The sequence below is a fragment of the Halorhodospira halochloris genome (assembly GCF_002356555.2).
Taxonomy (GTDB): Bacteria; Pseudomonadota; Gammaproteobacteria; order Nitrococcales; family Halorhodospiraceae; genus Halorhodospira; species Halorhodospira halochloris.
The window spans coordinates 1,991,551-2,006,913 of record NZ_AP017372.2; the positions used below are offsets into that span (position 1 = coordinate 1,991,551).

The following is a 15,363-nucleotide window of genomic DNA, read 5'->3' on the forward strand; positions in this document are numbered from 1 at the left end:
TTAGCTCCGAGCTCAGTCTGATTCTTCCGCAGCGGCCCAGGCCACCGCAAAACCATTGGGATAGCGCAAGTCCACCCGCTTCATGCGCCCGTCTTTGCGTGCCTGAAGCTCTGGCACAACGGCTACAAAACGTGACGCCCTTTGCATCGGCTCCTGCCTGCCCAGGGCAACCTTAACCCCGTCATCGAGATGAGCCGCCCACGCCCCTCGCGCAGAAAGGCTCAACGCTTGCAGATCCATGCCATGTTCTTCAAACAGCGGCCGCATATCCTTGAAGTTCCTGGCTACATCCTGGGCCCTGCTCTCAGGACCGGTTAAGCGTGGCAATTGCTCCGGATAGGTCTCTTCAGCAGGACTAAAAACCGCGCCGGAGTAATCGAGCAGAGCCTGCTCATTCCAAATACCCAAGGCTTGGCGCTCTTGGATATGAAGCTTTAAGGTGGCCGGCCAGTCGCGCCTTACCTGCGCCTCTTCAACCCAGGGCAGACGCTCCAGGGAGTCACGAATAGCTACCGTGTCGACACCCAGCAGACTTGGATGCAAGCGGCCCGCCAGTGAGCCACGCAACTGCTCGCCAGTAACCTTCTCCGGGGCTTCGGCCATAGCGACCCTCTCCAGCGGTAAAATTCTGCCCTCGTTAATCATCCAGGCCACCGCATATACACCAGCAATCAGCAAGACAGCCAAAAATATGGGCCCCAACCAACCACTGCCAACGCCAAAAAATCCTGCCGGACCGCCCTCTCGCTCTGCCGACTGACCAGCAGGTACACGCTTGCGCGACTGCCCCCGAGAGTGGGACTTACGCTGCTGCTTCTGTTTACCGAGCAAATCCGTCCAATCAGCACCTGAACTCATAAGGCCTCCCCGAGGATGGCCACCACCAACTCATCAAAACCGATACCCGCCTGAGCGGCAGCAATCGGAACTAGAGAGTGATCGGTCATTCCTGGAATGGTATTAACCTCAAGCAACCACCACTTACCGTCATCATCACGCAAGACGTCGACCCTACCCCAGCCATTACAACCGAGTGCTGCAAATGCTTTCTGGCACATCTCGCCCAACTCATGCTCGGCCTCTTCATCTAGCCCACTGGGACAAAAGTGGCCGGTGGTTGGATCTTCGTATTTGGCGGTAAAATCGAAGAACTCATGTGAAGTCTCCAGCCTGATCGACGGCAGCGCCCTATCGCCGAGTAGGGCGACGGTGTATTCAGTACCATTGATCCACTGCTCGACAAGGACCTGCTGATCGTACTTAGCCGCCTCATGCCACGCCGGAGCGAGCTGATTGATATCGACAACCTTGGTCATGCCGATGCTCGACCCCTCATGGGCTGGCTTTACTATTACCGGCAAGTCTATGTGACAAGGCTGATCAGCACTTGCCATAAGCTGCCCCGCAGGGCTGGGCAGAGCGCAGCCCTGCCATAACCGCTTGCAGCGCCATTTATCCATAGCCAAAGCAGAACCGAGCAGACCGCTGCCGGTGTACGGCACACCAAGGCTCTCTAGGGCTCCCTGGATGACACCGTCTTCTCCACCCCGGCCATGCAACACTATGAAGGCGCACGAGTAATCGCGCAGTGCTTCTATCTGCTCATCGCGCGGATCAAAGCCTTGGGCAGCAAACCCCTGGCGCTGCAACGCCGCGAGAACTGCTTTACCACTTTGCAGTGATATCTCCCGTTCGGCGGAATCACCACCCATCAACACAGCTACAGGGCCGACATCCGCCGGGCATGGCAGCTTCAATCCGCTCATCAGGTTGCCTCCCCGACGACATGCACCTCGGGCTCAAGGTAGACGCCAAACTCGCTCGCCACCTTGTCTCGGACCCAAGCCATTAGCGCCTCGATATCCGCTGCTTTGCCGCCTTCGTTAACTATGAAGTTAGCGTGGCGCTCAGAGACCCTTGCCCTGCCAACGCTGGCCCCCTTACAGCCCGCCGCTTCAATCAAGCGCCCGGCGGAGTCTCCCGGCGGGTTACGGAAGACCGATCCCGCAGTTGGCTCACCGAGCGGTTGAGTCAATTTGCGCCGACGCATGATCTCTTTAATGCGGCTAGCCAGCAGTTCCGGATCTCCGCTGCTGAGCCGCCAGGTGGCGGCAACGAAGAACTCACCTTCACATCCAGCTACTCGCCGATAACCGATGTCGAATGAATCCTTCCGCCTTACCCGGACAACTCCCTGCTTATCAATTGTCTCTACCCTATCAATTGCGGCCCAGGTCTCATCACCTACGGCACCGGCATTCATGGCTAGAGCACCCCCGACTGTGCCAGGGATACCGACCATAAACTCCAAACCGGTCAAGCCACGGCGCTGGACGATTCGACCCAGGCGGGCGCAGGGCACGCCGACTTCTGCACGAACCATCTGATCTTCTATACTCAACCCATTGAGGCCGCCGTGAGTTAGGACAACCGTACCCTCTATGCCGCCATCACGGACGAGCATGTTGCTGCCCAGGCCAAACCAGAAGAGCTGCTCATCAGCTGGCAAAGTTGCTACAAACCGAGCCAAATCTGCCCCATCTCGCGGACAATAAAGTCGCTGTGCCGGCCCTCCGACGCGCCATGTGGTATAGCGTGACATAGGCTCCTGATAGCGCATCTCACCCGGACGAATTCTGCCTCTATCCATTACTGCGCTCATCCCTCACCTCCACGACCCACCAACCTTGCTTTGATCTTCTGCGGCATAGTGCCAATACTGCCCGCCCCGAGGGTCATAACTACGTCATCGGGGCTCAGCAGGCCGGCCAGCAAGTCGGGAACCTCATCGAGTGTCGGCGCGAATATCGGCTTAACTGCACCCCTATCGCGCACTGCAGTCGCTAGCGAGCGGCCGTCCGCGCCGGCGCGCTGCGGCTCGCCTGCGGCGTAGACCTCGGTAAGGATCAACACATCTGTCTTAGCCAGAACCCGCGCAAAGTCATCGAACAAGTCGCGGGTGCGGCTATAGCGATGGGGCTGAAAGATCACAACCAGCCTGCCGTCAGGCCAAGCATCGCGAGCCGCCTGCAGGGTCGCTTCTATCTCGCGCGGGTGGTGCGCATAATCATCAACCAGGACTGCACGACCAGCATCCAACTGCAGCTCACCGTGATGCTGGAAGCGCCGACCTATGCCCTGGAAGTCTCTCAGCGCGGCACATATAGCCTGCTTACCGACCCCTAATTCCCGGGCCAAGGCAATTGCCGCAAGGGCGTTGAGAACGTTATGGCGGCCGGGCAAATTAAGCTCAACCGCGAAGCTCGAGCCATCGGGTTCATGAACTGTAAATCCAGTTCGCCTGCCATTCGGGGCGACCTGGTCGGCCCTGAAATCAGCCTGGGTATTAAAGCCGTAGGTTAGGATTGGCCGACCCAGATCCTCACACAGGGACATTACCTCTGGATCATCAAGGCACATCACAGCCAGGCCATAAAATGGCAAGTGGTGGAGAAAATCGACAAATGTCCGCTTCAGGGCAGCGAAATCACCACCATAAGTGCCCAAATGGTCTGCATCTATGTTGGTAACGACGGCCATCACCGGCTTTAGATAAAGAAACGATGCGTCACTCTCGTCAGCCTCAGCAAGCAAGTAGGAACCATCGCCCAAACGCGCGTGCGCCCCGGCACTGATCAGTCGTCCGCCGATTACAAAGGTCGGGTCGAGGCCACCTTCTGCTAGACAGCTTGCCAGCAGTGATGTTGTGGTTGTTTTACCGTGAGTGCCGGCAACCGCAATTCCCTGGCGAAAACGCATCAGCTCAGCAAGCATTTCCGCCCTTGGAACCACCGGTAGGCGCTTGCGCCTGGCCTCTTTGACTTCGGGGTTGTCATCGCCGACGGCGGTTGAGACAACAACCGCATCGGCCTTTTCTACCGCTTGAGGGTCGTGGCCGATATTGATCTTGACGCCCAGCCCCTGCAGCCGTTCGACTATTGAGTTGACACGCAGATCAGATCCAGTTATCTCGAACCCGAGGTTGTGCAACACCTCGGCAATACCCCCCATGCCCGCACCACCGACTCCGACAAAGTGCAGACTACGTACTCGGCCAAAGCCGTGTGGGCCGTTAGCCGTGCCACCAAAACGGTGCCCTTGGGGGATCGGGGTAGTGCTCATTTACACTCCTCCAGACAAATCTGCGCCACCCGCTCAGCGGCATCGGATACCGCTACACTGCGCGCCGCTTCGCCCATTTTTTGCAGCTGCAAGCGCTGCCGATCACCGAGTAACTGGGGTAGCAAAGTTGCTAACTGGCCGTTTTCGATAGCCGCTTGCGGCAACACCCTGGCGCCACCAGCCTGACCAAGCAATTCGGCGTTGTAACGCTGATGGTCATCGACCGCCCATGGCAAGGGAATCAGCACTGCTGGTGAACCCGCGGCAGCCAACTCGGCGACGGTCAAGGCACCCGAGCGGGCGACAACCAGGTCTGCCCACTCGTATGCCCCGGCCATGTCCTCGACAAAAGGGACCACTTCGACCTCTATGCCGGCCTGGCGATAGCCCTCCTGGGCCTCGTGCATGGTCTTTTCACCTGATTGGTGGACAATGCGCGGCATAGGTAAATCTGCCGGCCATTTAGCCATGGCTGCCGGAACTGCACGATTAAGCGCCTGCGCCCCTTGACTACCGCCAAGTATCAGTAACCGCGGCGGCCCCTGACGACGGGCGTAACGCTGTTCCGGTGGCACCAAACGGGTTATTTCGCTATGCACCGGATTGCCGACGTATTCGCCCCTGCCGCTCATGACGTTGGGAAATCCGGTGAGCACTCGCTTGCACATTGGCGCCAGCATACGGTTAGCCAACCCTGCGATGGCATTCTGCTCATGGATCACTAGAGGAGTCCGCCGCAAAGCAGCTGCAACGCCAACCGGACCGGCAATATAGGCCCCCATTCCGAGGACAACATCGGGTTTGTGCTTGGCAAGTATTCTTGTTGCGCTGTATACCGAACGCGTCAGCCGCCACGGCATGACCAGTTTGGCTCCCAACCCCTTGCCGCGCAGTGCCCGCGTATGCAACCACTCAACCGGCAACTGCCGCGGCGGCACTACTTGGCCCTCCAGGCCATAGCGAGTGCCGATCCAAACTACATTACAGCCCCGGTTGCGCAGCACTTCTGCAACAGCCAAGCCGGGATAGACATGGCCCCCGGTACCTCCAGCTGCTATGGCCACGGTTGGGTTACTCAACGGGATTCCTCCTCTGGACGACGTCCTTCTGCCCTTGCTTGGTTTAGCTCATAGCCGGAGCGCAGCAGTAAGCCCACAAACGCACCGGTAACCAGCGCACTGCTGCCGCCGTAGCTGAAAAACGGCAAAGTGAGACCTTTGGTGGGCAACAGACCTGTCGCCACACCCATGTTAATGAATGCCTGCACACCGATTGCCAGCCCCGCCGACCAGGCTATGTAGCCGGCCAAAGGCAGGCGGTGGCGGTGACAATCCCAGCCTAGACGCAGCGCTCGCCAGGTTATGAAGGCAAATACCCCCACTACCAGTAGCACTCCTACCAAACCGGTCTCTTCGGCAATCACAGAAAAAACGAAATCGGTATGCGCTTCAGGCAGATAGAACAGTTTTTGAACACTGCCGCCAAGACCGGCCCCCAACCATTCCCCACGCCCTATAGCGATCAATGACTGGGTCAACTGGAAACCGGTGTGGAATGGATCCGACCACGGATCCATAAAGGCAGTTACTCGTTGCCAGCGATACGGGGTATAGACCACTAATACAGCAGCCACAGCCAGGAGCCCACTGACCAGCACCACGAATCGCCATAACGGCGCGCCAGCCAAGAATAGCAGCCCCATAACCAGCGCCATTAACAGTAAGGCAGTGCCGAAATCTGGCTGCATTAAAAGCAAAAATGCGCATAGCCCGGCGATCACCACTGGCACTAAAAAGGCCAGCATTGAGCTTTGTAGTTGCTCTTGGCGACGCACCAAATAGCCAGCCAAATATAGCGATATCAACAGCTTGACCGGCTCAGCAACCTGTAAGTTAAACACCCCTAGGGGTATCCACCGAACAGCTCCATTAACCTCCCTGCCTACTCCCGGAATAAGCACTAGCAACAGGGGTATGAAGGCCAGCAAAAGCAACCAGGGCCCGGCCCTAAGCCAGTTCTCCAGCGGGATCTGGACAAAGGCAATGGCAACACCACAACCAAGTAGGACAAAGAATGCTTGGCGTTTAAAGTAAAATAGCGAGTCCCCCGTCGCCTGCTCAGCGATGGATACCGATGCCGAGGCCACCATTACTAGCCCAAGCAAGGTTGTGGCAACCAAAACCCAGAGCAGATGCTGATCAAGGCCTGCCGAAAGCGGCAGGTTAGACCCGTTGTGGCTTTTTAGCGCTGCATCAGCCATGATTCGCCACCTCGCCAAGCACTGCCTCGCGAAAAACCTCGCCGCGCTGCTCATAGCCACTGAAAGAATCGAAGCTAGCACACGCCGGGGCAAGCAGCACACAATCACCCGGCTGGGCTAATTCAACCGCTGAGCTGACCGCTTCACTTAGATCAGCCACCCTGACCGCTGGAACGCGCCCAGCCAATGCTGCCTCAATCACTGGGGCATCCTCGCCGAAGATGATTAGCGCACGCGCTTTCTCGACACAGGCATGAGCCAGAGGGCGGAAGTCGGCTCCCTTAGCTTGGCCGCCAGCTATCAAAACTACCTGTCTGTCGACCCCAGCAAGTGCCGCCAATGCTGCTCCGACATTGGTTGCTTTCGAGTCATTGATCCACTCGACGCCTTGCCACTCACCTACCCTTTCCATGCGGTGCGGCAGGCCGGCAAAACTGCGCAATCCGCTAAGCTGCGCCTCGCGCGGTAAACCGCACGCATCCGCAAGCGCCATAGCGGCAAGGGCATTGGCACAATTGGCCCGCCCGGCAAGGGCCAGGTCACTGACGGCAATTACTTGTTGATCACCGACAGTCAGATATTCCCCCTCTTCAGTAGGGCGGCAACTATAGTCAGCACTGCCATCGTCGAGACTGAATCGTAATACGCGCTGTCGTTGCTCATCGCCCATGACCCGGACATGCTCATCATCGCTATTGATAACCGCAACGGCGGCCTTGTCGAGCAATCTTTGCTTGGTCCGCGCGTAATGGGAGAGGTCGTCATATCTGTCCATGTGATCGGGACTGATGTTAAGGACAGCGGCTGCGTCAACTGGCAGTCCGGCGCTTGTCTCGAGCTGGAAGCTGGAGACCTCAAGGATGAAGGTATCCGGCAAGCCTGCGGCTAATAGATCCAGTGCTGGCGTGCCCAGGTTGCCGCCCAGAGCAACCTTTAACCCGGCACTGCGTGCCATCTCAGCAAGCAAGCTGACGACAGTGCTTTTGCCATTCGAGCCGGTCACAGCAACGACTTGAGGTCCGCGCCGCTCGCCCATGCCACCCCGCTCAGACGCTGATAAAGCCTCGGCGAACAGGGTCAATTCACCGCATAACTCGCGCCCCAAGCCACGCAGCTCAGCCCAAACACCGTAACGCAAATCCAAACCGGGGCTAACAACGATGCGCTTGGCATTAAACAAGAGCTGTCGCTCCAGGCTGCCACAATACAGCTCGACCTCCGGGTGTTCGGCCTGGAGCTCGGCTTTAGCGGGAGGCGTAGGGCGACTATCTAGCACCACTACCCTGTCGCCAAGCCTGCGCAGATGGCGCACGCAGGCCAGGCCGGTCACCCCCAGCCCAACTACCGCGGTGTAGTTGTTGCTATGCCCCTCGCCCGCCATTAGCGCACCTTCAGCATCGCTAGACCAATTAGCACCAGCACCACTGTTATGATCCAAAAGCGGACGATGACCCGTGGTTCGGGCCACCCTTCAAGCTCATAGTGGTGGTGCAAAGGCGCCATTCGAAACACCCTGCGACCGGTCAATCTATAAGAAATCACCTGTACCATTACCGACAGGGTTTCGAGGACAAATATCCCGCCCATAATGAAAAGCACCAATTCCTGGCGCACAGAAACCGCTATTACCCCCAGACCAGCGCCGAGCGACAAGGCCCCGATATCGCCCATAAACACCTGGGCTGGATAGGTGTTGTACCAAAGAAAGCCCAATCCCGCGCCGACTATGGCACCGCAGAAGATGACAAGCTCACCTACGCCATAGATCGAGGGAATACCCAGATAGTCAGCGAACATCTGGTGTCCTGAGGCGTAAGCGAAGACTGCCAGGCCACTTGCCACTAACACGGTAGGCATTATGGCCAACCCGTCGAGCCCATCAGTCAGATTGACTGCGTTAGAGCTGCCAACGATAACTAGGGTTGATAACAGGATAAAGCCAACCCCCAAGGGGAAGACCAAGTCCTTGAAAAGTGGCAGTACAAGACTTGTCTCGATACTGCCCTGGGCCGTTAAATACAGAAATGTGCTTGCACCAAGGGCAGCTAGCACTTGCAGTAGAAACTTATCTCGGGCGCGCAGTCCCTGGCTGTCGCTGCGGGCTATCTTAAGAAAATCATCAATGCCGCCAATAACACCAAAGGCCAGGGTCACCAGCAAAGCGACCCAGACAAAGCGGTTGGTTAAGTCCGCCCAGAGCAGGGTAGAGACCGCGATGGCCACTAAAATCAGCGCCCCTCCCATGGTGGGAGTACCCGCCTTACCCAAATGGGACTCCGGGCCATCATCACGTACCTGCTGGCCAACCTGGTGGAGTAGCAAGCGCTGGATCAATGCCGGGCCAATAAGCAGTGCCATACCCAAGGCAGTCAGCACCCCAAGAATGGTCCTAAATGTCAGGTACTGGAAGACGTTCAGGGCTGAAAAGTAGCCCTCCAGTGCCATTGCCAAGTGATAAAGCACGCTACTGCCCCCCCTGCGCCGTGGTGTTGGTATTCTCACTCAGCGCTGCTACTAAGCGTTCCATACCCGCGGTGCGTGACCCTTTGATCAGGACCACGCCCTGCGCCGGCAACTCTTCACGACAGGCAACCAGCAGCGAATCGGGGTCAGCGAAATCGCGGCCACCCGCGCCGAAAGACTCGGCTGCTAGCGCCGCCTTTCTGCCCAGTGTCCATAACCGCGCCACTCCAGCCGCCCGTGCTAACTCTCCTGCTCGCCTATGCCAGGCTGGAGAATCAGCGCCTAGTTCCGCCATCTCACCTAGCAGCAACCATTTCTCGCCGACTATCTGCTCAAGGACCGCCAAAGCAGCCTCGAGACTGGCCGGATTGGCATTGTAGCTATCGTCGATAACCATCCGGCAACGCAACCCTGGTAATGGCTGAAGACGACCCTGCGGGGCTCTAACCTGAGCAAGGGCTGCTCTAATCTGCTCAGCCGGGACACCCATAGTGTGAGCACAGGCTGCCGCAGCGCAGGCGTTGGCCGAGTTGTGCTCGCCTAACAAGGCAGTCGGCGTAGACTGCCAGCAACCGTCTAGATATATCTCCAGTTCCTCACCTTGATTCCGCCAGCGGACATCGGCAGCGGCTGACCTGCCAAAACTGATAGTGCGCCCCGCAGCAGCAGATTTCTCTTGCCATAACCGGGCGTAACGGTCATCGATGTTGATAATGGCGCTACTATCTCCGCCCAGCGAATCAAACAACTCGCCTTTAGCGTGGGCTACGCCATCGAGAGAGCCAAATCCTTCTAGGTGCGCCTCAGCCGCATTGGTGACCAGGCCTATGTGCGGCTCGGCGAGCTCGGCCAGACCGGCAATCTCGCCCGGGTGGTTGGCCCCCATCTCAATCACCGCGAATCTGTGCTCAGGGCGCAGTCTGGTTAGCGTCTGAGGCACCCCCAAGTGATTGTTGCGATTGCCCATTGTCGCCAATGTCGGCGCGGCATTAGCCAGCATGGCAGCCACTAGCTCCTTTACTGTAGTTTTTCCATTGCTGCCGGTAAGGGCTAGCACCAAGGCGTTACTCTGCTGCCGACAAGCCTTGCCTAGTTTGGCCAACGCCGCCACCGGATCAGCCACAACTATGCTGGGCAAGGCCGGATCGGGGCGTTGGCCGAGCATGCCCAAAGCCCCTCTAGCCGCCGCATCTGCCGCGAATTCATGGCCGTCAACGCGCTCCCCAATTAGACCGACAAATAATGACCCCGGCTCAACCTCACGACTGTCCAGGGCAACACTGGTTATTTGCACATCACCCCTACCGTGGATTTGGCCATCGAGCAGGTGGGCAATCTGGGCCAGGCTCATGGGCAGCATCGGCGCACCTCCTCTGGCTCCAGAGCAGCCAAGACAACCTCCCTATCACTGAACGGGATATACTCAGCCCCGATCTGCTGAGTTGACTCATGCCCCTTGCCGGCGACCAGCACCGCATCATCGGCTCCGGCATGCGCAATTGCCTGCTGAATTGCCTGCGCCCTATCCGGCTGTACGGATATGGCTGCGCTATTTGCGCAATCTCTTGCCCCCTGGCTGATGGCGCGGCGGATTTGCTCAGCATCTTCACCGCGGGGGTTATCATCAGTGATCCACACAGCATCGGCGTGATGGGCTGCAACCTGCCCCATTAAAGGCCTTTTACCCGTGTCACGCTCTCCGCCACAGCCGAATACCACTGTTACTTTGCCCTGGCAGTGTTGGCGCAGCGCTTCCAGAGAGTACTGCAACGAGCCCGGAGTATGGGCGTAGTCAACAACTACTAACGGATACCCTGGACGAATAAACCTCTCCATCCGCCCAGCGACAGGCTGGAGGCCTGGCAGCTTGGCGATAACATCTTCTAACGGCCTACCTAGTGCCAAGGCGACGCCAACGGCGGCCAAAGCATTGGCTACATTGAACCTGCCCAATAGAGGAACACTGGTCTTATAGGTGGTCTTACCCACGCGCAATTCGATATCTGACCCATAGGGCTGCTGCTCGACACTGACCGCATAGATATCGGCCTCAGGGTTGTGCAGGCTATAAGTAAAAACTGCACTACCAGCGCGCTCACACAGCCTCTGGCCAAACTCATCATCAAGGTTGATTATCTGAGCGCGTAGACTATTAATCTCAAAAAGTCGCCGTTTGGCATCAGCATAAGCCTCGAGCGAGCCGTGATAATCAAGGTGATCACGGCCAAGGTGAGTCAATACAGCCACATCTACCTTGGCCGCAGCCAGCCGCCCCTGTTCCAGGGCATGAGATGAAGCTTCTAGGGCTACACCGCTACAACCGGCCGTCTGACAATGGAAAAAGGCTTGCTGCAGTTGAGCACTATCCGGCGTAGTCAGTCGCGATAGCTCAAGACGCCCGGGCAACCCATAGCCCAGAGTGCCGATAACTCCCCAAGGCGAGCTCTGCTCACTTAGCAACTGGGCGATAAAATGGGTTACCGATGTCTTACCGTCGGTACCGGTAACCGCCGCCACCTCGAGTTGCTGCGACGGGTCGCCGTAGAGGCGTGCTGCTATGCTCCCGAGGCGGCACCCCAACTGCGGAACTTCAACTAATGGGACACCGCTATCTGCTGTCTTGCGCCGCACAGTATCTAGGCTTACCCCCTGGCCTGGCTCCCAGGCAATAGCGGCTGCGCCCTGTTCAATCGCCTGAGCACTAAACTCAAGGCCGTGCCTGCTATCACCGAGCAGGGCTGCAAAGAGGTCGCCAGGTTTAATGTCACGGCTATCAGCGCATACACCACTAACTTCAGCAACCGGCGCCTTATCCAGCCAAGGCTGGAGCAGCCAGTCTAGCCCCACTTGTGAGGACCCACGACTAGTCATAGCGACCCTCCTCCCAATCCGCCACTATTCGCGGCATTCCAGATGGGGGTGCCTGGGGTGGTACGTTGAGTATGCGCAACGCCCCTGAGGCAACTTCTGAGAAGACAGGCGCAGCCACTTGACCGCCATAATAGGCCTCACCCGCCGGGTCATCGATGACCACGGCGACGGCAATGCGAGGGTTTTCTGCTGGGGCATAGCCGACGAACATGGCTATGTACTCGTCCTCGCTGTAGCCCCCGGCAACCGCCTTACGCACCGTCCCGGTTTTGCCCGCTACGCGATAGCCGGGAACGCTTGCACGAACCCCGGTGCCTCCCGGCTCTATAACAGTTTCGAGCATGCTGCGAATTTGCTGTGCAATATCCTCATCAAGTACCCGGTGCCCCTCTACTTCTTCTTCCTGGCGCAGTATTGTCACTGGCCGAATAACACCACCATTGGCCAAAGCGGCATACGAGCGGGCAAGCTGGACTGGAGTTGTAGACATGCCATAACCATATGACCATGTTGCTTGTCTGACCTCGCCACGCGGCGGAGATGCATCTAGATGCCCAGCACTCTCACTAGCAAAGCTCACCCCGGAAGGGGCGCCGAACTCGAAATCCTGCATAACCTGCCATAACTCGCGCGGCGGGGTTTGCAAGGCAACTTTAGCCGCCCCAACGTTACTCGACTTCTGCATCACTCCGGCTAAGTCCAACTCGCCATAGTCCAGTAGATCGCGTACCGTATGGCGCCCCACACGCATTGTCCCGGGTGCCGTGTCGAAGCTTTCTTGCGGTGAAACTGAGCCACTGCGCAATGCCGCGGCAATAGTGAAGGGCTTAATCACTGACCCCGGCTCATAGGCGTTAGCAAACGCCCGGTTACGACGTGCTTCCGGATCCATTTGGGCACGCTGGTGAGGATTGAAGGATGGTTTGTTGGCTACTGCCAAGAGTTCGCCGGTATGTACGTCTAAGACCACAACCGAACCGGACTCGGCGCGGTGGCGATGGACAGCTCGCTTTAGCTCGCGAAAGGCTAGATACTGGATATCACGATCGATCGATAACTCTACATCCTCGCCAGGACGCGGCTCGCGGATCAGCTCAACGTCATCTATCACCCTGCCAAGGCGATCACGCATTACCCGCTTGGCACCCTGTTCGCCGCTCAATGGCTCGTCTAAAGCGCGCTCAACTCCTTCCAGCCCACGCCCATCTATATCGGTAAAGCCGATTAGCTGTGCTGCCGTTTGACCAGCCGGATAGAAGCGACGCAACTCACGCTGCAAGTTAACTCCGGGGATGTCCAGTGAACGAATCTGCGCGCTAAGATCGGGCGGCATATGGCGACGCAGGTAGACGAACTCCCTTTGTTTGCGCCGTTCAAGGTACTCGCGCAGATCCGCTTCAGAGCGTCCCAGCGCCCTAGCAAGTTCAGCAACCCCTCCTTCCTCTTGCAAAACCTCGGCCGGATTTGCCCAGGAAGAGTACACCGGCGAGCTTACCGCTAAAGGGGCCCCGTTACGGTCAGTGATCATCCCCCTGTAAGCCGATATCGCGACCGTCCGCAAGTGCCGAGCTTCTGCCTCGTCGCGCAGAAAATCGCGATTGAGAACCTGCAAGTCAAGCGCCCTGCCCACAAGTGCCAACACCACGCCGGCGGTTGCCACCATAACGACAGCAAGGCGCCAAAATGGCGGCCCTCCTGCATCTTTGCGCTGGCGCTTGCTTCTTGCCACTTACACTCTCCTATTCCTTAGCGTCGCTTGAGTATCACCACATCATCGCGCCCCGGAGTTACCATTCCCAGTTCGCTACGCGCGATACGCTCCAGCCGGCTATGCCCAGCCAAGGCACTCAATTCAAGTTGCAACATGCTCCACTCTTCCCGCAGCCTATCCGCGCGATCGTGCTCATCTTGCAGTGCAACAAATCCAGCCCGCCGCTCATGTTGGGCCACAACTACCGCCAAGGCACTGCATACAACAGCAACGATCAGAACTGTTGTAGTTATTTGCTGGCGACTCATGGCAACCTCTCAGCGATCCTTAATACTGCACTCCGTGCTCTACGATTGGCGGCCAACTCTGTCTGATCGGCCCGATAAGCCTTACCCACGGGTGACAGACGCGGACGCAGACCCTCTGGCACCACCGGCACTGCAGGCGGCAGATCACCCGACCTAGAAGCGTCGCGGATAAAGCGCTTAACGCGCCGATCCTCCAGCGAGTGAAAGGCAATTATCGCCAGCCTGCCTGCCGGGCTGAGCAGATCAATCGCTCTATCCAGAAATGCTTCGAGTTCATTAAGCTCATCGTTCACGGCTATGCGTAGCGCCTGAAACGTCCGGGTTGCCGGATGCCGACCAGGCTCGCGCTTTTTGATCACCCCTTCGATAAGGCCAGCTAACTCCCTTGTAGTCCGCGGGGCCTGATGGGACTCGCGCGCTCTGACGATTGCCCGCGCAATCCTGCCTGCTTGACGCTCCTCGCCATAATTGCGGATTAGTCTAGTAAGCTCCTGCGCCGTCGATCTCTCGAGCAGTTGCGCTGCACTCTCGCCGCGCTGCGGATCCATGCGCATATCAAGGGGGCCATCGTGCTGGAATGAGAAACCGCGCTGGGGGCTATCAAGCTGCGGTGAAGAGACGCCAAGGTCGGCCAGCAACCCATCTACTATTCCGGCCTCGCCACGCTGTTCAAGCAGCTGCGGCAACTCTGCTAAGGTGACCCGCAGAATCACGCATCGCTCGTCACCACCCAGCACTTTTTGGGCATGAGCCACGGCTTCCGGATCACGGTCGGCAACAATCAGCCTGCCCTGGTCCGATAGTTTTTCTAAGATTGCTCGAGCGTGTCCGCCGCGACCGTAGGTTGCATCGACGTATACCCCCTCAGGACGGATATGCAGCCCCGCCAATACAGGCCCGAGAAGCACCGGCTGATGCCTATCAGGGCAACCGCTGCTTGCATCGCCATCGGTCATATCATTTTGACTCTGCGCTAACCCCATGCCGCCCCCTGCGGCTATAGCGAGAGACCCTCAAGATCTTCCGGGAGCTCGGCGTCGGGCGCTGCGGCCTCTTCAAGCCACTGCGTACGGCGCTGCTCCCAACGGGCCTCATCCCATAACTCAAGCTTATTCCCCTGGCCTATCAGAACCACCTTTTTAGCCAAACCTGCGAAATCACGTAACGGCGGCGGGACCAAGGCGCGCCCATTGTTATCTACTTGTATCTCTTGCGCATGACCAATCAGCAAGCGCTTGAAACGCTTAGTGCTCTCGCGCATATCGGGCAAGGCGATCAGCTTTTGCTCAATGACTTCCCACTCTGGCAACGGATAGATAACCAAACACTTATCACGGTAATCGATAGTCGCAACCACCTCACCGTCGCAGTGATTGATCAACCGATCCCGAAAGCGAGCTGGAAAAACCAAGCGCCCTTTCGAATCGAGGTTTAGCTGACTAACCCCTCGAAACACCTTGCCCCCCGCTGATCCATCATGACCCCTTATTTCCCACTACCATCCACTTCGCTACACTATAGGTAGAGTACCCCCCAGTCAATAGAGAGTCCAGGACTAATAATCCGCTGACTTGTGCAGTTAAAAAGAATTCTTAACAGCTTACATAAACCCCCTCCAGCAATTAACC

14 protein-coding genes are annotated in these 15,363 nt (G+C 57.8%); all 14 read right to left on the reverse strand.

Annotated elements, in window-relative coordinates:
• Nucleotides 1-12: 12 nt before the first annotated feature.
• The 14 genes from HH1059_RS09100 to mraZ all read right to left on the reverse strand — a co-directional run bounded on the left by HH1059_RS09100 (nt 13) and on the right by mraZ (nt 15,191).
• Nucleotides 13-858 carry a cell division protein FtsQ/DivIB gene (locus tag HH1059_RS09100; protein ID WP_096409861.1) on the reverse strand — a complete coding sequence of 282 codons (846 nt, stop codon included), beginning with the start codon at nt 856-858 and terminating at the stop codon, nt 13-15.
• Nucleotides 855-1,766, reverse strand: a complete 912-nt coding sequence (locus HH1059_RS09105; protein WP_096409862.1) for a D-alanine--D-alanine ligase — start codon at nt 1,764-1,766, stop codon at nt 855-857. The genes HH1059_RS09100 and HH1059_RS09105 overlap by 4 nt, the downstream gene beginning before the upstream one ends.
• Entirely contained in the window at nt 1,766-2,662 is an 897-nt protein-coding gene (murB, locus tag HH1059_RS09110) for a UDP-N-acetylmuramate dehydrogenase (protein WP_096409863.1), read from the reverse strand. The genes HH1059_RS09105 and murB overlap by 1 nt, the downstream gene beginning before the upstream one ends.
• On the reverse strand, nt 2,659-4,122 hold the full coding sequence (murC, locus tag HH1059_RS09115) for a UDP-N-acetylmuramate--L-alanine ligase (RefSeq protein ID WP_096409864.1): 1,464 nt from the start codon (nt 4,120-4,122) through the stop codon (nt 2,659-2,661). Before murC ends, murB begins: the two co-directional genes overlap by 4 nt.
• A complete protein-coding gene (gene murG / locus HH1059_RS09120) occupies nt 4,119-5,201 on the reverse strand; it encodes an undecaprenyldiphospho-muramoylpentapeptide beta-N-acetylglucosaminyltransferase (RefSeq protein ID WP_096409865.1) in 1,083 nt (360 codons plus the stop codon). Before murG ends, murC begins: the two co-directional genes overlap by 4 nt.
• On the reverse strand, nt 5,198-6,382 hold the full coding sequence (ftsW, locus tag HH1059_RS09125) for a putative lipid II flippase FtsW (RefSeq protein WP_096409866.1): 1,185 nt from the start codon (nt 6,380-6,382) through the stop codon (nt 5,198-5,200). Before ftsW ends, murG begins: the two co-directional genes overlap by 4 nt.
• Nucleotides 6,375-7,820, reverse strand: coding sequence for a UDP-N-acetylmuramoyl-L-alanine--D-glutamate ligase (murD, locus tag HH1059_RS09130; RefSeq protein ID WP_231901923.1), 1,446 nt, complete (start codon nt 7,818-7,820; stop codon nt 6,375-6,377). Before murD ends, ftsW begins: the two co-directional genes overlap by 8 nt.
• A complete protein-coding gene (mraY, locus tag HH1059_RS09135; protein ID WP_096410397.1) occupies nt 7,763-8,827 on the reverse strand; it encodes a phospho-N-acetylmuramoyl-pentapeptide-transferase in 1,065 nt (354 codons plus the stop codon). Before mraY ends, murD begins: the two co-directional genes overlap by 58 nt.
• Nucleotides 8,828-8,846: 19 nt before the next feature.
• Nucleotides 8,847-10,205, reverse strand: a complete 1,359-nt coding sequence (locus HH1059_RS09140; protein ID WP_096409868.1) for a UDP-N-acetylmuramoyl-tripeptide--D-alanyl-D-alanine ligase — start codon at nt 10,203-10,205, stop codon at nt 8,847-8,849.
• Nucleotides 10,193-11,716, reverse strand: a complete 1,524-nt coding sequence (locus HH1059_RS09145; protein WP_096409869.1) for a UDP-N-acetylmuramoyl-L-alanyl-D-glutamate--2,6-diaminopimelate ligase — start codon at nt 11,714-11,716, stop codon at nt 10,193-10,195. The genes HH1059_RS09140 and HH1059_RS09145 overlap by 13 nt, the downstream gene beginning before the upstream one ends.
• Entirely contained in the window at nt 11,709-13,379 is a 1,671-nt protein-coding gene (locus HH1059_RS09150) for a peptidoglycan D,D-transpeptidase FtsI family protein (protein ID WP_096410398.1), read from the reverse strand. Before HH1059_RS09150 ends, HH1059_RS09145 begins: the two co-directional genes overlap by 8 nt.
• A gap of 83 nt (nt 13,380-13,462) precedes the next feature.
• Entirely contained in the window at nt 13,463-13,735 is a 273-nt protein-coding gene (gene ftsL, locus HH1059_RS09155) for a cell division protein FtsL (RefSeq protein ID WP_096409870.1), read from the reverse strand.
• A complete protein-coding gene (gene rsmH / locus HH1059_RS09160) occupies nt 13,732-14,718 on the reverse strand; it encodes a 16S rRNA (cytosine(1402)-N(4))-methyltransferase RsmH (RefSeq protein ID WP_231901925.1) in 987 nt (328 codons plus the stop codon). Before rsmH ends, ftsL begins: the two co-directional genes overlap by 4 nt.
• Before the next feature lie 14 nt (nt 14,719-14,732).
• Entirely contained in the window at nt 14,733-15,191 is a 459-nt protein-coding gene (mraZ, locus tag HH1059_RS09165; protein ID WP_096409871.1) for a division/cell wall cluster transcriptional repressor MraZ, read from the reverse strand.
• Nucleotides 15,192-15,363 lie beyond the last annotated feature (172 nt).